Genomic DNA, 19,254 nt, shown 5'->3' with positions numbered 1-19,254 from the left:
GCGCCGCATTGATCCGCGATGCCGCCCGCCATAACAATGCGAAACTTCGTCACGCAAGGCTTTGCTCCATGTCACGCCCCGGTTTCGACCTTTTCACGGGCTCGACCCGAAGCGACTGGGTGCGCCTACGCACGCTGATCGTTCTGCGCTGGATGGCGATCGGCGGGCAACTTGCCGCAATCACGGCGGCTGACCAAATTTACGGCATCATCCTGCCGCTGGGTCTGTGCTACATGGCCGTCGGCGCGTCGGTCATCGCCAACCTCGTCTCGGGCTTCGTTTACCCCGAAAACAAGCGCCTTTCGGAAGCCGAGGCGATGCTGACGCTGCTGTTCGACCTGTCGCAGCTTTCTTTCCTGCTCTACCTGACCGGCGGGCTGACCAATCCCTTTGCGCTTTTGATCCTTGCCCCCGTGACGATTTCGGCCTCGGCGCTCGAACTCCGCACCACGCTGGTGCTGGGGGCACTTGCCGTGCTGTTCACGACCCTGTTCACGCTGGTAAACGTTCCCTTGCGTCTGGCAGATGGCGTGCCGCTCCGCGTGCCGGTGGTCTTCGAATTCGGCTTCTGGCTCGCCATCGTCATCGGCATCGTCTTTCTGGGCCTTTACTCGCGGCGGATCGCAACCGAAATGCGGTCGATGTCCGATGCGCTTCTGGCGACGCAAATGGCGCTCGCGCGCGAGCAAAAGCTGACCGACCTTGGCGGTGTGGTAGCCGCCGCCGCGCATGAACTTGGCACCCCGCTTGCCACGATCAAACTGGTCAGCACCGAGATGATGGAGGAACTGGCCGACAACCCGGCGCTGCTGGAAGACGCAAAGCTGATCCGCGATCAGGCCGACCGCTGCCGCGACATCCTGCGCGGCATGGGGCGGGCAGGCAAAGACGATCTGCACCTGCGCAACGCGCCGCTCGAATCCGTACTGCGCGAAGCGGCCGAGCCGCATATGGGCCGGGGCAAGGATATCGTCTTTACGGTCTATGCCGGATCGGGAGGCGATGCGAAGCAACCGCTTATCCTGCGTCGGCCCGAAGTGATCCACGGCCTGCGAAACCTGATCCAGAACGCTGTCGACTTCGCCGCAGGGCGCGTCTGGGTCGACGGTGAATGGACAGACCGTCTGGTCACGGTGCGGATCGTCGATGACGGCGCGGGCTACCCCGCGCAGGTGATCGGCCGGATCGGAGACCCTTTCGTGCGCTCGCGCAGCACCGCACAGGACGGCATGACCCGCCGCGAATACGAAGGCATGGGCTTGGGCCTGTTCATCGCCAAGACCCTGCTCGAACGGACGGGGGCCGAATTGTCCTTTGCCAACGCCTCCGATCCGTTCCTGTCGCCCGACGAACGGCCTGAACGTTGCGGCGCCATCGTCGAACTGGTCTGGAAACTGGGTGAAATCGCAGCTCCGTCGCAGGGCGCGCTGGGCGAGAACCAACCGATAAAGGGTTAGGTGGCGCAAAGATGCGACGCTGCGGCTTTCTTTCTTTGGGTTAACAAAGAATTAAGCATTTGATCCGAGTGTGTTCGTAATCATTTACGGGTGCGCCCATGGATTTCTGGTTTGTCACGCAGCTGATCCTGTCTTCGGTCATCGGGGCCGCGCTGATCGCGCTTCTGGTCCAGTTGCGATCCAGGGAAACCGGCACCGCCGGGCATGACGCCTTGGCGCTTCCGGTCTGGTCGGTCGATGGCGAAGGCACGGTCAGCGCCCGCAACACCGCCTGTCTGCGTCTGGGCAACGTCATTCTGCCCAAGGGGCCGGGCCGGTCGGAACTCGACGGTCAATGGTTCGAGGTTTCCGTTCACCCCGATGGCGAAGGGCAGGTTTTCACCGCTGTCCCGCTTGACGGTGTGATCCGCGCCGAAACCGCATTGCGCGATTTCCGCACCACCATGAGCGATACTTTCGCCCAGCTCGACACCGGCCTCGGGCTGTTCGATGCGATGGGCCGCTTGCAGATGTTCAATCCGGCATTGGCCGACATGACGGGGCTGCAGGTCGAATTCCTGATGCGGCGGCCCGGTTTCGGCGCGGTGCTCGATGCGCTGCGCGGCAAGGGCATGCTGCCCGAGCCAAAAGATTGGCTGGCGTGGCGGCGCATGATGGTCGAACTGCCGATGTCCCCGACCGCTTCGGCGCACGAAGAACTGTGGGGCCTGCCCGGTGGCGTGACCTATCGCGCCACGCTGCGCCCGCAGGCAAAAGGCGCCTTTGCGCTGTTGCTCGAAGACATCTCGACCGAAATGCTCAGGTCGCGGCGCTACCGTGCCGATATGGAACTCGCCCAGTCGGTGATCGACACCATGGAAGACGGAATCGCAGTTTTCGCAGAAAGCGGCCAGCTTGTGCTCAGCAATGCGGCCTATGCCGCGCTTTGGGGCCACGATCCGGGCACCCAGATGGGCGAAGGCAGCATCGGCAAGATCGCCGCGCATTGGCGCGAGGCCTCCGCGCCCGATCCGTTGTGGAAATGGATCGAGGAATACATCGAAACCGCCGGTGACCGCGAACCTTGGCAGGCCGAAGCGCGGCTTCTCGACGGGCGGCTGATCGCCTGCCGCCTCGCGCCAATCTGGAGCGGGGCGACCATGGCGGCCTTCCGCCCGCTGCCGCCCGACCATGCGATACCAGACGGTATGGCCTCGGTCACGCGGCACAAGGCCAAGATGGCCGGTTGACCGCTTGCAGCCGCAACGGGGCGCGGTAAGACTGCCGCCATGACCGTGACGCTTGCCCTGCCCGACGAAGACGCCACCACCCGCTTGGGGGAATGGCTGGCAAGCCATATGTCGGCCGGCCAGACGCTGCTGCTGCAAGGGCCGATCGGTGCGGGCAAGTCGCATCTGGCGCGCGCGCTGATCCGCGCACGGCTGGGACGGTTCGAAGATGTCCCTTCGCCCACCTTCACGCTGGTCCAGGTGTACGACGCCGATGTCGAAATCTGGCACGCCGACCTGTACCGCCTGACCCACCCCGACGAGGTGCTGGAACTGGGTCTCGATGACGCCTTCGACCGCGCGATCTGCCTGATCGAATGGCCCGACCGTCTGGGCAGCTATCTGCCCGAACACGCCGTCCGCGTATCGCTGCGGGCCGAGGGTGAGGGACGCATTGCAACGCTTTCGGGCAACCTGCCTTGGCTCGACGCGCTGGCGCAGGGGTTTTCCTGATGGACCGGCGCACCCTATCCGATGCCTTCGTCGCACAGGCCGGATGGTCGGCGGCAACCCGCAGCTTTCTCGCAGGCGATGCATCGGACCGCAGCTATGACCGCCTCGTTCTCGGCGACCGCTCTGCCGTGCTGATGGACGCCCCGCCCGGAGCCGACGATCCGGCGGTCTTTGCCCGCATCGCGTCCCATCTCGCCGCGCTGGGCCTGTCGCCTCCGCAGGTGTTGGCAAGCGATTACGCCAACGGCTTCCTGCTGCTCGAAGACCTTGGTGACGGCCTTTTCGCCCGTCTGGTCGCACGCGACCCAAGCCGCGAGGCCGAACTCTACGCCGCAGCCGTCGACGCGCTGGTCACGCTGCAACGGGCAACACCCCTGCCCGACCTGCCCGACCTGTCCGCCGACGATTGGGCCAAGGCTGCCGAATTCGCCTTTACATGGTATCGCTTCGCCGCGACCGGCGAAGCATCGGGCGACCTTACCGTGCTGGCACATCTGATGCGCCGCCATGCCGACGGCCCCCGCGTGATGATCCTGCGCGATTACCACGCCGAAAACCTGCTTTGGCTGCCGCAGCGGTCGGGCGTAGCCCGCGTGGGGCTTCTCGACTTCCAGCTCGGCCAACTGGGCCAGCCTGGCTATGACCTCGTATCGCTGCTGCAGGATGCAAGGCGCGATGTGTCCCCCGAAACCGAAGCGGCCATGAAGGCCCGCTTCGTCGCCGCGACCGGAGCACAAGATTTCGACGTGGCCTACGCCGTCCTCGGCGCGCAGCGCGCCTTGCGGATCATGGGCGTCTTTGCGCGGCTATGCCTGAAATCGGGCAAGGCGGGGTATCTGCCGCTCATGCCCCGCGTCTGGGGCCAGTTGCAGCGCAATCTGGCGCATCCGGCCTTGGCCGACCTCGCGCAGGCCTGCCGTGCCCTGCCCGAACCGACAGCCGACACCTTGGAAAGGATAAGCGCGAAATGCGGCACGATGTCTTTGCGGTAATGCTCTTCGCGGCGGGTTTCGGCACGCGCATGGGCGCCCTCACCGCCGACAAGCCCAAGCCGCTGGTTCAGGTGGCGGGCCGCCCCCTGATCGACCACGCGCTTGCCGTGGCCGCAGGGGCCAAGCGGATCGTGGCCAACGTGCATTACAAACCCGACGCGCTGGCCGCGCATCTGAAAGCGCAGGGCGTAACGGTCAACCACGAAGACCCGATCCTCGAAACCGGTGGCGGGCTGCGCGCCGCCCTGCCCCTGCTTGGCCAAGGTCCGGTGATGACGCTGAACACCGACGCGGTCTGGACCGGCGCGAACCCGCTGGATCAGCTTGCAGCCCTGTGGGACGATACGCGGATGGACGGGCTACTCTTGCTGCTGCCCGATGCCGCCGTGGGCAAACCGACAGGGGATTTCGTGATGGATGAAAAAGGCCACCTGACCCGCGCAAAGGGCGCGCGCGGCACGGTCTACCTCGGCGCACAAATCCTGCGGACCGAGGGGCTTTTGGCCATATCAGAGACGGTTTTCTCCCTCAACCTGCTCTGGGACCGCATGATCGAAAGCGGCCGTCTTTTCGGCGCGGTCCATCGTGGCGGCTGGTGCGATGTCGGCCATCCCGCAGGCATCACCGAAGCCGAAGCCCTGTTGGCCCGCGCATGAACGGCGTCTTCGCACTCGCCCCCGGCGTCGATTTCCCCGCCGCCCTCGTCGCCGGCCTTCGCGCCCGCATGGCTGGCCAGCCACCCGAGGCGATGGCGGGTGTCACGCTTTACCTCAACACCCAGCGGATGCGGCGCCGGGTGACCGAACTGCTGGTGGCCGAAGGCGCGGCCTACCTGCCACGGCTCGCCCTCGTCACCGACCTTGGCACAGGCATCCCCGGCGTTCCTGCGGCGGTGTCTGGCCTGCGGCGGCGGCTCGAACTGACGCAACTGGTTGCGGGCCTGCTCGAAGCGCAGCCCGACCTCGCGCCCCGTGCGGCGCTGTATGATCTGGCCGACAGTCTGGCCGGGCTGATGGACGAAATGCACGGCGAAGGCGTCTCGCCCGATGCCGTGGCAGCGGTCGACGTGTCGGACCATTCGGCCCATTGGGCGCGTACCAAGGCCTTTCTGGGCATCGTCGCCCCCTTCTTTCAGGGCGGTGCGCCCGACACACAGACCCGTCAGCGCATGGTGGTAGAGCGGCTCTTGGCGCTGTGGCAGGCCGCCCCGCCCCAAGGGCCGGTGATCGTGGCGGGCTCGACTGGTTCGCGCGGCACCACCGCGCTTTTGATGCAGGCCGTGGCCCGCCTGCCGCAGGGCGTGCTGGTGCTGCCGGGCTATGATTTCGACATGCCCGCCAGCGTATGGGACCGTATGGGCGACGCAATGACCGCCGAGGATCATCCGCAATTCCGCTACCGGCGGCTGATCGATGCCTTGGGCATAAGCCCCGCCGATGTCGGCCTGTGGCACGACACTGCGGTGCCCGACACTGGGCGCAACCGCCTCGTCTCGCTCTCGCTCCGCCCCGCCCCCGTCACCGACCAATGGCTGGCCGAAGGCGCCACGCTGCCCGATCTGACTGCCGCCACCGCGAACATGACCCTGATCGAAGCGCAAACCCCGCGGGCCGAGGCGCTTGCCATCGCCCTCGTCCTGCGCGAGGCGGCGGAAAACGGCGTGCGGGCTGCGCTGATCTCGCCCGACCGGATGCTGACCCGTCAGGTGACCGCCGCGCTCGACCGCTGGGGCATCCTGCCCGACGACAGCGCAGGCCGCCCGCTGGCGCTGACGCCTCCGGGCCGCTTCCTGCGGCATGTCGCGGGGCTGATGGGCAGGAAGCTGACCTCTGACACATTGCTCGCCCTGCTCAAGCATCCGCTCGCGCTGTCGGGCGGCGACAGGGGCCTGCACCTGCGCCTGACGCGCGAGTTGGAACTGAGGCTCCGGCGCAAAGGCCCCGCCTTCCCCGATGGCGCTTTCCTGCGCGACTGGGCAACCGCCCGCCCCGAAGACGGTGCCGCCCTATGGGGCAACGGCGTGGCCGATGGGCTGGACGCACTGGCAAGCGCCGCCGAGGCCCCCTTGATCGACCACGTCGCCCTGCACTGGCGCGTGGCCGAAGGCTTGGCCGGAGCCGGTCTCTGGGACAAAGAGGCAGGCGCCAAAGCCCTGTCCACCATGCAGGAATTGCAGGCCGAGGCCGATGCGGGCGGCCTGTTCGGCGTGGCCGATTACCGCGACCTGTTCGAAGCGGTCATCGCCAAGGGCGAGGTGCGCGAAAGCACGACACCGCACCCGCATGTGATGATCTGGGGCACGCTGGAAGCGCGGGTTCAGGGCGCCGAAATGGTCATTCTGGGCGGGTTGAACGATGGCATCTGGCCCAAAATGCCCGAACCCGACCCGTGGCTGAACCGCAAGATGCGTAAGGATGCGGGCCTCTTGCTGCCCGAACGCCAGATCGGCCTTTCCGCGCATGACTATCAGCAGGCCATCGCCGCGCCCCGTGTCGTGCTGTCACGGGCAACCCGCAACGCCGAGGCCGAAACCGTCCCCTCGCGCTGGCTGAACCGCCTGATGAACCTGATGGAGGGCCTGCCCGACCAGAACGGCAAGGCCGCCTTGGCCGCCATGCGCGCGCGGGGCCGCGTCTGGGTCAAGCGGGCGGCAAAGCTCGAAGAACCAGAGGCAACAGTTGCCCCCGCGCACCGCCCCTCGCCCAAGCCCCCGGTCGCGGTCCGCCCCAAGGAACTGGCCGTCACACGCGTGGGCCTGCTTATCCGCGACCCCTACGCGATCTACGCGCAATATATCCTGCGCCTTCGCCCGCTCGACCCCCTGCGCCCCGAGGCGGATGCCGCCTTGCGCGGGCAGGTCTTGCACAAAATTCTGGAAGACTTCGCCAAGACGCGAGTCGAGGGCGAGACACGGGCCGCAGCCAAGGCGCGCCTCCTCGACATCGCGGCGCGGGTGCTGATGGATCAAACCCCTTGGCCCGCCGCGCGGGCGCTGTGGCTGGCACGAATGGCCCGCGCAGCCGATTTCTTCCTGTCCTTCGATGCGCGGCTAGGCGGCGTGCCGGTCTGGCTTGAGGATAAGGGCAAGGTCAAACTGACCGGTCTCGATTTCACCCTCGCCGGAACGCCCGACCGGATCGACCGCCTGCCCGATGGCAAACTGCACATCATCGATTACAAGACCGGAACCCCCCGACCAAGTTGGCGCAAAAATCCTTCGACAAGCAACTGCTCCTCGCCGCCGCCATGGCCGAACGCGATGCCTTCAAGGGGCTCGAAGGCTCGCAGGTCGCGCTCATTTCCTATGTCGGGCTTGGCAGCAGCCCCAAGCTGGAAGAAACCGACATCACCCCCGAAGTGACGGCCGAGGTGTGGGAAGGCCTTTACCGCCTGATCGCGCATTACCTTGACGAAGAGTCGGGCTTCACCGCGCGGCGGGCGGTGCAGAAAGAACGGTTCGCAGGCGATTACGACCACCTGTCGCGCTATGGCGAGTGGGAAACGAGCGACCCCGCAGTCGCCGAAGTGGTGGGCAAATGAACGTATCGGCATCCGAGCGGCAGGTTCAGGCGTCGACGCCCGACGCCTCGACATGGCTTTCCGCAAATGCGGGGTCGGGCAAGACACGCGTGCTGACCGACCGCGTGGCGCGGCTCCTGCTCAAGGGGGTCGAACCGCAGCACATCCTGTGCCTGACCTACACCAAGGCCGCCGCGACCGAGATGCAGAACCGCCTGTTCCGCCGCCTCGGTGAATGGGCGATGCTGCCCGCCCCCGATCTGCGCCGCTCGCTCGCCGAACTGGGCGAGGCAGGCGCGCTTGACCCCGACCTGCTGGCACAGGCGCGCAGGCTCTTTGCCCGCGCCATCGAAACGCCGGGCGGCTTGCGGATCCAGACCATCCACTCGTTCTGCGCCACGCTTCTGCGCCGCTTCCCGCTGGAAGCGGGGGTTTCCCCGCAATTCACCGAGCTTGACGACCGCACCGCCCGCCTGCTGCGCGACGAAATCGTCGAGGAAATGGCCCAAGCCGCCCACCCCGTGATCGCCGAGGTCGCACGCGCATGGACGGGCGAGGATTTCGGGTCGCTCGTCAGCCAGATCGTGGGCCAAAGGGCCAAGTTCGAAACCCCCCTGACCGAATCCGAAGCCCGCCTGCTTTTCGATCTGCAACAGGGTGAAACGGTGCAAACCCTGCTGTCGCGGGTATTTATGGGCGACGAAACGCTCTGGATGCCCGCCGTGATCGCCGCGATGGCGCAGGGCAAATCGACCGATCTGAAAGGCGCTGAAAAGCTCTCGGTCATGGATTTCACCGCGCCAACGCTCGATCTTCTCACCGCCTGCGAAGACCTGTTCCTGTTCGGGCCAGATGCCAAATCACCCCACGGCGCCAAGGTCGACAGCTTCCCCACCAAAGACACCCGCCTTGCGCTGGGCACGACCATCGACAAGCTCAACCAATTGATGACCCGCGTGCAGGACGCGCGCGAAACCCGCTGCGCCCTTGCCGCGATGGAGCGCGCCCTCACCCTGCACCGCTTCGCCGCAGCCTTCCTGCCGCTTTACGAACAGCGCAAAGCCGCACGCGGCTGGCTCGACTTTGACGACCTGATCGCCCGCGCCCGCAAGGTGCTTACCGATCCGGGCGTTGCCGCTTGGGTGCTGTTCCGGCTCGATGGCGGCATCGACCACATTCTGGTGGACGAGGCGCAGGATACCGGCCCCGACCAATGGCGCGTGATCGAAAGCCTCGCCGCCGAATTCACCGCCGGAAGCTCTGCCCGCGATGTCGAACGCACGCTTTTCGTCGTGGGCGACAAGAAGCAGTCGATCTATTCCTTCCAAGGCGCCGATGTCGCCGCCTTTGACGAAAAGCACGGCACTTTTCGCACCCAGTTCGGCGCGGTGGGCCGGATGTTTCAATCCCTTGTCCTTGAACACTCCTTCCGCTCCTCGCCCGCGATCCTGCGCGTGGTCGATGCCACCTTCGGCTCGCGCTTCCCGCAGGCGCTGGGCGACAGCGTGCAACACATCGCCTTTCGCGCCGCCATGCCGGGCCGCGTCGACCTGTGGCCGCTGATCGCCAAGGCCGAAAAGAACCCCGAGGATGACTGGAAAAACCCCGTCGATTTGATCACCGAAGAGCATCACTTCGCACGGCTGGCAGGCCAGATCGCCGACGAGATCAAGACCCTGATCGACGCAGGCACCAGCATCCCCCTGCCCGATGGCACAACGCGGCCCGTCCATGCGGGCGATTTCCTGATCCTCGTCCAGCGCCGGTCGGAACTGTTTTCCGAAATAATCCGCGCCTGCAAGGCGCGCGGCCTGCCGATCGCAGGGGCCGACCGGCTGAAACTGGGCGCGGAACTCGCGGTCAAGGACATCGCAGCCCTGCTCTCCTTTCTCGCGACCCCCGAAGATGACCTGTCGCTTGCATCCGTCCTGCGCTCGCCCCTTTGCGGCTGGACCGAGGCCGAACTTTACGCGCTGGCCCAACCGAGGCGGGGCTATCTCTGGCAGGAACTGCGCGGGCGGCCCGAATTTGCCGCCACGCATGACATGCTGCGCGACCTGCTCGACCAAGCCGATTTCCTGCGCCCCTTCGACCTGATCGAACGCGCCCTGACACGCCATGACGGTCGCCGCCGCCTTCTGGCGCGCTTGGGGGCCGAGGCCGAAGATGGCATCGATGAACTTCTCTCGCAGGCGCTGGTCTACGAAGGTACCGACGTGCCCAGCCTGACGGGGTTCCTCACATGGCTCTCGACCGACGAGGTCGAGGTGAAACGCCAGATGGACAGCGAAGGTGCGCGCATCCGCGTGATGACAGTCCACGGCGCCAAGGGGCTTGAAGCCCCCATCGTCATCCTGCCCGACACCTGCGACCGCCAAAGCCGCGAACGCGACGAGGTGTTCGAAGTCGCAGGCCGCCCCGTCTGGAAAACCAACGCCGACTCCAGCCCCGCCGCGATCACCGCAGCCCGCGAAGCGCGCAAGCAAAAGGAACAGGCCGAAAATCTGCGCCTGCTTTACGTGGCGCTCACCCGCGCACGCGCATGGCTCATCGTCTGCGGCGCGGGCGAGGTGAAAACCGAAGGCGCATGGTGGGGGCTGGTGGCTGGCGCGATGCAGGCCGAAGGCGCCGTGCCCTATGACGCAGGGCGCCTGCGCTACGCCTTTGGCGACTGGCCCGCGCCCGCCCCGCAAGTGTCCGTGCCCGAAACGGCGGTCGATCTGCCCCATTGGTCGCGGCAAGCCGCCCCCGAGGTCGCACGCACAGCGCGGCTTGTGTCGCCCTCCGACCTTGGCGGCGCCAAGGCGCTTTCAGGCGACGGGCTGGACGAAGAAACCGCCAAGACCCGAGGCACCGCCCTGCACCTGCTTCTGGAACATCTGCCCCAATCGGGCGAAGCTGCCGCCGAAACCCTGATCCCCGACGCCGCCCTGCGTGGCGAATTGCTGGCCGAGGCGCGGGCGGTTCTGGCAGCCCACCCCGCCCTCTTCTCCCAAGGTCTGGCCGAGGTGGCAATCACCGCCGACCTGCCCCTTGGTCGCATGCTGGGCACGATCGACCGGCTGGTCATCGGCGCTGACCACGTGCTCGCCGTCGATTACAAATCGAACCGCATGGTCCCCGCCCGCCCTGCCGATGTGCCCGAAGGCATCCTGCGCCAGATGGGGGCCTATGCCGACGCCCTGCGTCAGGTGCATCCGGGCAAGCAGGTAAAGGTGGCGATCCTGTGGACCCGGACCGCCACGCTCATGCCGCTGGATCACGATATCCTGAGTGCGGCATTGTCGCGTGCCACTATAACTGGGACGTGATACCTTGACGTTCAGGCTGGGCGTCCTTAGCTTCCCAACCCGACAATCCATTTGGAGAGATGAAGATGGGCAACGCAACCGTCGCCGTGACCGACGCAACCTTTGACGCCGAAGTCCGCCAGTCGGACGTTCCGGTCGTCGTCGATTTCTGGGCCGAATGGTGCGGACCCTGCCGCCAGATCGGCCCGTCGCTGGAAGAATTGGCCGTGGAATATGCGGGCAAGGTCAAGATCGTCAAAGTGAACGTCGACGAAAACCCCGACAGCCCGGCCCAACTGGGCGTGCGCGGCATTCCGGCGCTGTTCCTGTTCAAGAACGGCCAAGTCGTCTCCAACAAGGTCGGCGCAGCCCCCAAGGCGGCGCTGGCGACGTGGATCCAGTCGGCAATCTGATGTTTCGCGCAATCGCGCAGCTTTGGGGGCGGTCCTGACGGGCCGCCCTTCGGATTTCGGGGGTAAGACCATGGCGGATGATAGATTTCCGGGCTGGCACGGCACGACCATTCTGGCAGTGCGCCGCGGCGGCGAGGTTGTGGTCGCCGGTGACGGGCAGGTCAGCCTTGGCCAAACCGTGATCAAGGGCACGGCCCGAAAGGTGCGCCGCCTTTCCCCCGGCGGGCGTGACGTGGTGGCCGGTTTCGCCGGTTCGACGGCCGACGCCTTCACCCTGCTCGAACGGCTGGAAAAGAAACTCGAAGCTTCTCCGGGGCAATTGGCGCGGGCTTGCGTCGATCTGGCCAAGGATTGGCGGATGGACAAATACCTGCGCAACCTCGAAGCCATGCTGATCGTGACCGACGGGCGCGATCTTTATGTGCTGACCGGCGCAGGCGACGTGCTGGAACCCGAACATGACGTGGCGGCCATCGGATCGGGCGGCAACTTCGCACTGGCCGCCGCCCGCGGCCTGATGCTCACCGACATGCCCGCCGAGGAAGTCGCCCGCAAAGCCATGGCGATCGCGGCAGACATTTGCGTCTACACCAACGGAAACCTGACGGTGGAAAGGATTTCCGCATGACCGACCTGACCCCGCGCGAAATCGTCTCTGAACTTGACCGTTTCATCATCGGCCAGCGCGATGCCAAGCGCGCCGTTGCCGTGGCCCTGCGAAACCGCTGGCGGCGCAAGCTTCTGGGCGATGACCTGCGCGACGAGGTTTACCCCAAGAACATCCTGATGATCGGCCCGACCGGCGTGGGCAAGACCGAAATCAGCCGCCGTCTGGCCAAGCTGGCAAAGGCGCCCTTCCTCAAGGTCGAAGCGACCAAGTTCACCGAAGTCGGCTATGTCGGCCGCGATGTCGACAGCATCATCCGCGATCTGGTCGACGCTGCATTGGTCGAAACCCGCAGCCGCATGCGCGATGACGTAAAAGCGCGGGCGCAAAAGGCCGCCGAAGAGCGGGTGGTCGAGGCGCTCGCCGGCAAGGACGCCCGCGAACAGACGCGCGAGATGTTTCGCGCCAAACTGAAACGCGGCGAACTGGACCAGACCTTCATCGAACTTGACGTGCAAGACAACGCGCCCCCCATGGGCATGTTTCCGGGCGGCAACGGCATGGAACTGCAGATGCAGGGCCTGCAAGACCTGTTCAAAGCCTTCGGTGCCCGCTCGACCCGCAAACGCATGACGGTCGCCGACAGCTATGACGTGCTGATCGGACAGGAAGCCGACAAGCTGCTGGACGACGAGGCGGTAAAGGCCGCCGCCCTCGAAGCGGTGCAGGAAAACGGCATCGTCTTCCTCGACGAGATCGACAAGATCTGTGCCCGCGCCGATGCCCGCGGTGCCGATGTCAGCCGCGAGGGCGTGCAGCGCGACCTGCTCCCGTTGATCGAAGGGACGACGGTGTCCACCAAATACGGCCCCGTGAAAACCGACCACATCCTGTTCATTGCCTCGGGCGCCTTCCACATCGCCAAACCTTCCGATCTGCTGCCCGAACTACAGGGCCGCCTGCCGATCCGCGTCGAACTTACCGCCCTGACCGAAGATGATTTCGTCCGCATCCTGACCGAAACCGAAAACGCTTTGACGCGCCAGTATTCCGCTATGATGGCCACCGAAGAGGTCACCGTCTCCTTCACCACCGGCGGCATCGCCGCCATTGCCCGCATTGCCGCAGACGTGAACCGCAGCGTGGAAAACATCGGCGCGCGCAGGCTCTATACCGTGATAGAACGGGTGTTCGAAGAACTGTCCTTCAGCGCACCGGACCGGTCGGGTGAAACCGTAACGGTCGATGAAGCGTTCGTCGAAGCGAACATTGGCGCCTTGTCGCGGTCGGCTGACCTTTCGCGATACGTGCTCTGACCCCGAAAAGGAGCTGCATTGCGCGTCATCGTTCTGGTCTTCCTGTCGGTCCTGACCGCCTGCGCCCCGCGCGGAACGATGTATATCGTGCCGCCCGAAACCGCGATAGGCGAGGTGACATCCGTTTTCGTGGGCACGACCCGCGCCTTGGGGGACGAAGGCATATACGGCAGCGGCCGGTCCGAGGTGATGCAATTCGCCCGCTATGACGTGGCGGTCCCGCCCGACAGGCAGCCGGGCGAAATCAGCTACCCCAAGCGCAAGAAGCTGAACGCCTGGACCGATTTCCTGACCACCGCACAGGTGCAATACCCGACCGAAACGCGGTTCCGCACCGATCTCGCCAAGGCCTTCGACGTAAAGGGGCACGAGGCGATCATCTTCGTGCACGGCTTCAACAACACCTTCACCGAAGGGCTTTACCGCATCGCCCAGCTTCACAACGACCTGAAACTACCGGGCGTCGCGGTGCATTATTCCTGGTCCTCTGCCGCCGAACCGCTTGGCTATGTCTATGACCGCGACAGCGTCATGTTCGCGCGCGGCGGGCTGGAAGCACTGATCCGCGAAACCGTCGCGGCAGGCGCCACCAAGGTAACGCTGGTGGCCCATTCCATGGGCGGCTTCCTGACGATGGAGGCTTTGCGCAGCATCGCCATCCGCGATGGCCGCGTGATGCCGCAGGTGTCCGGCGTGGTACTGTTCTCGCCCGACATCGATGTCGACATCTTCCGCATGCAGGCCAAGGATATCGGCATCCTGCCGCAACCCTTCCTCATCTTCGGCTCCGACCGTGACCGCGTCCTGCGCCTTTCGGCCCTGATCACCGGCCAGCAGGGGCGGCTTGGCTCGCTCACCGATGTGACGCGGCTGGCAGACCTCGAGGTGACCTATTTCGATGTCGGCGCCTTCTCGACCGGCGCGGGGCATTTCGTGCCCGGCACCTCGCCCGCACTGATCACATTGATGGGCAGCATATCGCAGGTAGAAGAGGCGTTCGGCGGCGATGTATCCGGCAGGACCGGCCTGTTGCCCGGCGTGGTCCTCACGGTGAGAAGCGCCACGCGGATCATCCTGCGCCCCGTCGGTCAACTCACCCGCTACCGGCTCGACTGACCGGACGGCCCGGCGCTTGTGCCGGGCCATCGCAGGCCATTTCCGTCAGATGCCCGCCAACCCTTGCGCCACCCTGTCCGACAGGGTCGGTGCCTTGGAATGCGACCGGATCATATCCTGAATCTGCGCCATCAGGTTTTCGGGCAGCCCCTGCAGCACGACCGGATTGGTCCGACCCTTGGCCGCGAGTTTGAACCGCGAAAGCGCCTCGCGCACCGCTTCGGTCGAAGCCCGCATTTCGTTCGCCGAAGATGCAAGCTGGTCAGCCTGCGCCGAGGTCGACATTGCACCCTTCGCCACCTCGCCGATCGCGGTGGTGATCTGCGCCACGCCGCGCGACTGTTCCTGACTGGACGACGCGATCGATGTCACAAGCACCTCTGACCGTTTGACGTCATCCGCAATGCTCAGGAATGCGGCCTGCGTCTCGTCCGCGATCTTGACGCCCGATTGCACGCGCGATGCCGCATCCTCGATAAGGTCCGACGTCTCTTTGGCCGCCTTGGCCGAACGTCCGGCAAGGTTGCGAACCTCCTGCGCCACGACCGCAAAGCCACGGCCATGCTGTCCGGCCCGCGCCGCCTCGACCGCGGCGTTCAGCGCCAGAAGGTTGGTCTGGAACGCGATCTCGTCGATGACCTTGATGATCTTTGCGATGTCCTGCGACGAGGCGCGGATGCCTTCCATCGCATTGACCATCTGGCCGATCTTCTCGCGGCCCGTCTCGGCCACGCGGGAAGACGACATGATCAACTCCTTGGCGCTTTCGGCCGCGACCGCATTCGCCTTTACCTGAACGTCGGTTTGTTCGGCCGAAGCCGAAACCTCGTCGACCGAAGCCGAAGTGATCTGCGATGTCGAGGCGAGCGATTGGCTGCTGTCGGTGATCTGGCTGACGCTCGTGGCCACATGGTCGATCTGGGTGGTGATGGTGTGGAACGATTCGTTCAGGCTGTTATAGGCTTGGGCAAAGGCAGCGACGATCTCGCGGAATTCGCCGGTGAACTGGTCAGGCTCGACCTTGCGGTCAAGGCGGCCGCTGACGATGGCGTTCGACAGATCACGGATTTCATCGACGACGCGGCGAAAGTTGTGGCGGATCGCGTCCATCGCTTCGGTGATAAAGGCGCGGTCGCCGGTAAAACGTTCCAGCTCGTAGCTGAAATCGCCGGCGGCATAGGCGGTGGCACAGGCGATGATCTTTTTCTTCGTCGCGATATGTCCCTGCACCATCTCGTTCACCCGCCGTCCAAGATCGCTCAGCTCGTCGCGATGTTTCGACGGATCGATATAAACCGAAATGCGTCCCTCGGCATGCGCGTTGGCCATGTTGCCGATTTCGGCGAAAATCCCTTCGATCTGGCGCTTGCTCTCGAGCGCGGCGGTCATGTCCTTCCACTCGACCCAGACGGAATGCAGGCTGCCATCCGCATTGTTGCGCGGCGTCGCGCGGAAGGCGAGGTCCCTTCCCCCGATTGTGAACTTGCCATCATGGGGTTTCGACAGGCCGTCCATCAACCGCCGCTGGTAGATCGGGTTCTTGTGGAACACGTCGATCGGCTTTCCCACAACCTCGCGCGCCCGAAAATGGGGCAGATCCTTGCGGATATCGGCCTCCATCGCCTCGAACATCTGATAGGCCGACTCGTTTACGAAGCGGATGACCATATCGCCATCCGCAAGCATGATCGGGCTGGAAAGAATCTGCACCGCCTCGTTCGGCGTCACACCATCGAACAGGTCCGTGCTGTTCGCCATCGCCGTATTCGTGTCCATCTCAACGCTCCTGGAAAAACCCTCACGGCGCAGAGAACGGAGCGAAACGGCCAAGGTTTACAGCGCCCGACCCGAAATCGTCTTTATTTTCACGTCCGGTACGGAAAGCGTCGCTTCGCCTTGACTCGTGGCGGGCAATCCCTGAACGTCGCACGTTTTTTCAAAACCGGCCTATCTACGTCGCAAATAGACATAGTAAGCGCCCGATCCGCCATGTTTCAGGTGCGCCTCGGCGACCTGCAACACGGCAGGCCCAAGCGGGGCCATACGCAGCCATTGCGGCACCTGATGGCGCAGCGCGCCCATCCGCTGCGGGATGGGGCCGGTATCGTCGCGCCGCTTGCCCTTGCCGGTGATCACCAGCACAAGCCGCAACCCGTCCGATTGCGCGTTCAGGATGAACCTGATCAGTTCGGGGTGCGCTTCGGCCAGCGTCATGCCGTGCAGGTCGATCCGAGCCTCGGGCGAAAGCTTGCCCCGCGTCATTTTGCCAAATGCCTTGGCATCCATCTGCACCGGAGCTTGCGAAAGACTGTCGCGGATCGAAGGCGCAAGATCATGGCCCGAACGCGGCTTGGCCTTTTCGCCAAGGCGGAACGGCTGGAACATCGGGCTGTACTGTTTCACCGGCTCGGGCAAAGGCTCGGGCGGCTGGGTTTCGATCCGCCGTTGCATGGTCGGCGCGTGCATCGGCTTTGCGGTGCGGGCGACCGCATGCCAGATTTCCTCTTCCTCGGGGCGCAGGTGGCGGCGGCGGGCCATGTCACAACCCGTCCAGCATCGCATAGGCGCGGTCGATGGGTAGCAGTACGACCATGCGGCCCCCGTCCTTGACCGTCCCTGCCGCATCGCCCGCCGCTGGACCGGTGCCGTAAAAGATATCCGCCCGTTGCGCCCCCTTGATCGCCCCGCCGGTATCTTGCGCGACCATAAGGCTGCGGATCGGGTTGGCCCCCTGCTTGTCGATCCAGACCGGTGCGCCAAGCGGGGTAAAGGCCGGGTCGATTGCCACGCTTCGCATCGGCGTGATCGACCGTGTCATCGCGCCAATCGGCCCCTTTTCGGCGGGCACGTCAACCTCGCGGAAAAACACATAAGACGGGTTGATCGACAAAAGATCGCTCGCCCCGGCCCGCACATAGGCCGCGATTTCCTGCGCCGACACCTGATCCATCCTATGCGTGCCACGTCGCACCATTTCCTGACCGACGGACCGGTATTCGAACCCGTTGCGCCCGGCATAGCCGACACGAAGCGTCCGCCCGTCCGGCATCCTGATCCGGCCCGACCCCTGTACCTGCAAGAAATACACATCCACCGGATCGTCGAGCCAGGCGATTTCAAGCCCGCGCCCGCGCAACGCCCCGCCTTCTATTGCCGCGCGGCTCAGATACTGCACACCATCGCGCAATTCGGGCGGGCGGCTGTAAAGCGGATAGGTAAAGCGCGGCGTGCGAACGGTCGAGCCGTCGAATTCCGGTTCATAATATCCGGTGAACAGCGCGGGCGGCGTGCCAATCACCACGGGGCGAAAGAACAGCTCGAAAAACTGCCGCGCGGTCCGGTCGCTGGCCGCGGCATCGGCGGCAAGGTTGCACAGCGGCCGCCAATCCGCCCCGTCGATCAGGTCGCAGGTTTCCAGAAAGCTCGTCAGCGCCGCGCGGTGGTCATCGGTCTCCCAACCCGACAGGTCGGCAAACTGCAACACCTCGGCCCGCGCGGGCGCCCCTGTCATCAAGGCCGCGAGGGCAAAGGTTGCAAGACCGGCACGCATCAGTCCCCGGTGGCGACCAGTTGCCAGTTCGGATCGTTCGCACCCATCTTGCGGGCAAAGGTCCAGACATCACGCTGCCGCTTGATCTCGGTCGGCTTGCCTTCGACGATCTCGCCTTCGGCGTTCTTCACCACGCTGGTGATCTCGCCCACGAAACGCACCGAAACCTCGGCCTCGCGCGTGGTGGCGTCAAACGTCGCATCCTGCAGCGCCAATTCGCGCATGCCCACGAATTTGCTTTCGATCGTCAGCCCCTGTTCACGCCGCGCTTCGATCGCCTCGCCGAAGCTGTGTTCCACATCGGCGCCGATAAACGGGCGGATACTGTCCAGATCGCCCTTGTCAAAGGCCATCAGGATCATCTCGTAGGCCCCGCGCGCCCCCGACAGGAATGTAACCACCGAAAACGAAGGCTCTGCCCCCTTCATCGCGGCCAGCGCCTGCGCGGCGGGCGACCCTTCGGGAACGTTGTCGGTGATGTCGCGGTCTGGCCCGCCCTCGATCACCTCGAAATCGCGTCGGGGGCGAACGGGCGTATCAAGCGGGACCGGCGGTTTTTCAAAGCCTTCACGCGTGCCAAGCACGGCACGCAGCTTGATGATCAGGAAAACAGCGATCCCGGCCAGAACGAGCAGCTGGATCAGAGACGAATTCATATGAACCTCGGACGTGCGATGCCACGATGCGGCAGGGCGTGGGGGTTGGTACTTGTGTCGATCAACCCTTATGTAGGGGGCAGGACTGCCTGTGTCTATGGCGCGGCCTGCTGAATTACCCGTGAGGAGCCAAGGGGATGCCCGTTTTCGTTGTCTTTCTGATCTGGCCGCTGTTCGAAATCGCACTTTTCGTGACGCTCGGCTCGGCCCTCGGGCTGGGGCTGACGCTGCTCTGGGTGCTCGGAACCGGCGTTCTGGGCGTGGCAATCCTGCGCGGTCAGGGCCTGCAATCGGCAGGGCGGCTGCGTGCCGGCATGGCATCGCTCCGCAATCCGCTGGCTGCGGCAGGGTCCGATGCCTTGCGTATGCTTGCAGGCGTTCTTCTGGTCCTGCCGGGTTTCCTGACCGACGCGCTGGGCCTTCTTCTGCTGATCCCTCCGGTGCGTCTCCTCCTCATCGCGCTGATCGTGCGCCGTTTCGGCGTCACCTCGATGCAATCCGACCAGCCGGTACGCCGTGCCGACGGCATCATCATCGACGGCGAGTTCACCGAAGTGGACCCGAACCAGACGCGGCCGCCTTCGGGATGGACGCGGCATTGAGAGTGCCCGCCTGAC

At 65.0% G+C, this 19,254-nt stretch carries 15 protein-coding genes and 1 pseudogene; 12 read left to right on the top strand and 4 right to left on the bottom strand.

Features of this window, described 5'->3' with window-relative positions; all coding sequences use genetic code 11:
* The first annotated feature begins 68 nt into the window (after positions 1 to 68).
* The 11 genes and pseudogenes from regB (at position 69) to HYN69_RS17305 (ending at position 14,431) form a co-directional block, all read left to right on the top strand.
* Positions 69 to 1,457: a sensor histidine kinase RegB gene (gene regB, locus HYN69_RS17355; protein ID WP_108436846.1), complete on the top strand. Its 1,389-nt coding sequence runs from the start codon at positions 69 to 71 to the stop codon at positions 1,455 to 1,457.
* A gap of 98 nt (positions 1,458 to 1,555) precedes the next feature.
* Entirely contained in the window at positions 1,556 to 2,686 is a 1,131-nt protein-coding gene (locus HYN69_RS17350) for a PAS-domain containing protein (RefSeq protein WP_108436845.1), read from the top strand.
* Between the two features lie 39 nt (positions 2,687 to 2,725).
* Complete coding sequence (gene tsaE, locus HYN69_RS17345) at positions 2,726 to 3,178, top strand: tRNA (adenosine(37)-N6)-threonylcarbamoyltransferase complex ATPase subunit type 1 TsaE (RefSeq protein WP_108436844.1); 453 nt, start codon at positions 2,726 to 2,728, stop codon at positions 3,176 to 3,178.
* The gene (locus tag HYN69_RS17340; RefSeq protein WP_108436843.1) at positions 3,178 to 4,170 is read left to right on the top strand and encodes an aminoglycoside phosphotransferase family protein; all 993 of its coding nucleotides are present in this window, start codon (positions 3,178 to 3,180) and stop codon (positions 4,168 to 4,170) included. Before tsaE ends, HYN69_RS17340 begins: the two co-directional genes overlap by 1 nt.
* Positions 4,146 to 4,826 carry a nucleotidyltransferase family protein gene (locus HYN69_RS17335; RefSeq protein WP_108436842.1) on the top strand — a complete coding sequence of 227 codons (681 nt, stop codon included), beginning with the start codon at positions 4,146 to 4,148 and terminating at the stop codon, positions 4,824 to 4,826. The genes HYN69_RS17340 and HYN69_RS17335 overlap by 25 nt, the downstream gene beginning before the upstream one ends.
* Positions 4,823 to 7,710 (top strand): annotated as a pseudogene (gene addB, locus HYN69_RS17330) (double-strand break repair protein AddB). The gene HYN69_RS17335 and the pseudogene addB overlap by 4 nt, the downstream one beginning before the upstream one ends.
* Complete coding sequence (gene addA, locus HYN69_RS17325; protein ID WP_108436841.1) at positions 7,707 to 11,000, top strand: double-strand break repair helicase AddA; 3,294 nt, start codon at positions 7,707 to 7,709, stop codon at positions 10,998 to 11,000. Before addB ends, addA begins: the two are co-directional and overlap by 4 nt.
* Before the next feature lie 65 nt (positions 11,001 to 11,065).
* Positions 11,066 to 11,392, top strand: a complete 327-nt coding sequence (trxA, locus tag HYN69_RS17320) for a thioredoxin (protein ID WP_108437291.1) — start codon at positions 11,066 to 11,068, stop codon at positions 11,390 to 11,392.
* A 70-nt stretch (positions 11,393 to 11,462) separates the two neighbouring features.
* Complete coding sequence (hslV, locus tag HYN69_RS17315) at positions 11,463 to 12,020, top strand: ATP-dependent protease subunit HslV (protein WP_108437290.1); 558 nt, start codon at positions 11,463 to 11,465, stop codon at positions 12,018 to 12,020.
* On the top strand, positions 12,017 to 13,315 hold the full coding sequence (gene hslU, locus HYN69_RS17310; protein ID WP_108436840.1) for an ATP-dependent protease ATPase subunit HslU: 1,299 nt from the start codon (positions 12,017 to 12,019) through the stop codon (positions 13,313 to 13,315). Before hslV ends, hslU begins: the two co-directional genes overlap by 4 nt.
* Positions 13,316 to 13,333: 18 nt before the next feature.
* Positions 13,334 to 14,431 carry an alpha/beta hydrolase gene (locus HYN69_RS17305; RefSeq protein ID WP_108436839.1) on the top strand — a complete coding sequence of 366 codons (1,098 nt, stop codon included), beginning with the start codon at positions 13,334 to 13,336 and terminating at the stop codon, positions 14,429 to 14,431.
* A 45-nt stretch (positions 14,432 to 14,476) separates the two neighbouring features.
* Here HYN69_RS17305 and HYN69_RS17300 read toward each other — a convergent pair whose 3' ends face one another.
* The 4 genes from HYN69_RS17300 to HYN69_RS17285 form a co-directional block, all read right to left on the bottom strand.
* The gene (locus tag HYN69_RS17300) at positions 14,477 to 16,207 is read right to left on the bottom strand and encodes a methyl-accepting chemotaxis protein (protein WP_108436838.1); all 1,731 of its coding nucleotides are present in this window, start codon (positions 16,205 to 16,207) and stop codon (positions 14,477 to 14,479) included.
* 171 nt (positions 16,208 to 16,378) lie between these two features.
* Positions 16,379 to 16,969 (bottom strand): Smr/MutS family protein, encoded by a 591-nt coding sequence (locus tag HYN69_RS17295; RefSeq protein WP_108436837.1) that lies wholly within the window; start codon positions 16,967 to 16,969, stop codon positions 16,379 to 16,381.
* A 1-nt stretch (position 16,970) separates the two neighbouring features.
* Positions 16,971 to 17,981 (bottom strand): murein transglycosylase A, encoded by a 1,011-nt coding sequence (mltA, locus tag HYN69_RS17290; RefSeq protein ID WP_108436836.1) that lies wholly within the window; start codon positions 17,979 to 17,981, stop codon positions 16,971 to 16,973.
* Positions 17,981 to 18,637, bottom strand: coding sequence for a Tim44/TimA family putative adaptor protein (locus HYN69_RS17285; RefSeq protein ID WP_108436835.1), 657 nt, complete (start codon positions 18,635 to 18,637; stop codon positions 17,981 to 17,983). Before HYN69_RS17285 ends, mltA begins: the two co-directional genes overlap by 1 nt.
* Before the next feature lie 137 nt (positions 18,638 to 18,774).
* Between HYN69_RS17285 and HYN69_RS17280 the strand changes: the two genes are divergently transcribed.
* Positions 18,775 to 19,239 (top strand): FxsA family protein, encoded by a 465-nt coding sequence (locus tag HYN69_RS17280; protein WP_108436834.1) that lies wholly within the window; start codon positions 18,775 to 18,777, stop codon positions 19,237 to 19,239.
* Positions 19,240 to 19,254: the final 15 nt, after the last annotated feature.

Origin of the sequence: Gemmobacter aquarius (assembly GCF_003060865.1) — a bacterium.
Classification (GTDB): domain Bacteria; phylum Pseudomonadota; class Alphaproteobacteria; order Rhodobacterales; family Rhodobacteraceae; genus Paragemmobacter; species Paragemmobacter aquarius.
Note: the sequence above shows the minus strand (reverse complement) of the source record. Positions and strands in the feature narration are given on the sequence as shown.

What these genes read in the sequence shown, in the direction of transcription:
- HYN69_RS17335 (WP_108436842.1), top strand. Translation starts at nt 4,146, where the DNA reads ATGCGGCACGATGTCTTTGCGGTAATGCTCTTCGCGGCGGGTTTCGGC.
- hslU (WP_108436840.1), top strand. Translation starts at nt 12,017, where the DNA reads ATGACCGACCTGACCCCGCGCGAAATCGTCTCTGAACTTGACCGTTTC.
- HYN69_RS17280 (WP_108436834.1), top strand. Translation starts at nt 18,775, where the DNA reads ATGCCCGTTTTCGTTGTCTTTCTGATCTGGCCGCTGTTCGAAATCGCA.
- trxA (WP_108437291.1), top strand. Translation starts at nt 11,066, where the DNA reads ATGGGCAACGCAACCGTCGCCGTGACCGACGCAACCTTTGACGCCGAA.
- addA (WP_108436841.1), top strand. Translation starts at nt 7,707, where the DNA reads ATGAACGTATCGGCATCCGAGCGGCAGGTTCAGGCGTCGACGCCCGAC.
- regB (WP_108436846.1), top strand. Translation starts at nt 69, where the DNA reads ATGTCACGCCCCGGTTTCGACCTTTTCACGGGCTCGACCCGAAGCGAC.
- HYN69_RS17340 (WP_108436843.1), top strand. Translation starts at nt 3,178, where the DNA reads ATGGACCGGCGCACCCTATCCGATGCCTTCGTCGCACAGGCCGGATGG.
- HYN69_RS17350 (WP_108436845.1), top strand. Translation starts at nt 1,556, where the DNA reads ATGGATTTCTGGTTTGTCACGCAGCTGATCCTGTCTTCGGTCATCGGG.
- HYN69_RS17295 (WP_108436837.1), bottom strand. Translation starts at nt 16,969, where the DNA reads ATGGCCCGCCGCCGCCACCTGCGCCCCGAGGAAGAGGAAATCTGGCAT.
- mltA (WP_108436836.1), bottom strand. Translation starts at nt 17,981, where the DNA reads ATGCGTGCCGGTCTTGCAACCTTTGCCCTCGCGGCCTTGATGACAGGG.
- tsaE (WP_108436844.1), top strand. Translation starts at nt 2,726, where the DNA reads ATGACCGTGACGCTTGCCCTGCCCGACGAAGACGCCACCACCCGCTTG.
- HYN69_RS17285 (WP_108436835.1), bottom strand. Translation starts at nt 18,637, where the DNA reads ATGAATTCGTCTCTGATCCAGCTGCTCGTTCTGGCCGGGATCGCTGTT.
- HYN69_RS17300 (WP_108436838.1), bottom strand. Translation starts at nt 16,207, where the DNA reads ATGGACACGAATACGGCGATGGCGAACAGCACGGACCTGTTCGATGGT.
- hslV (WP_108437290.1), top strand. Translation starts at nt 11,463, where the DNA reads ATGGCGGATGATAGATTTCCGGGCTGGCACGGCACGACCATTCTGGCA.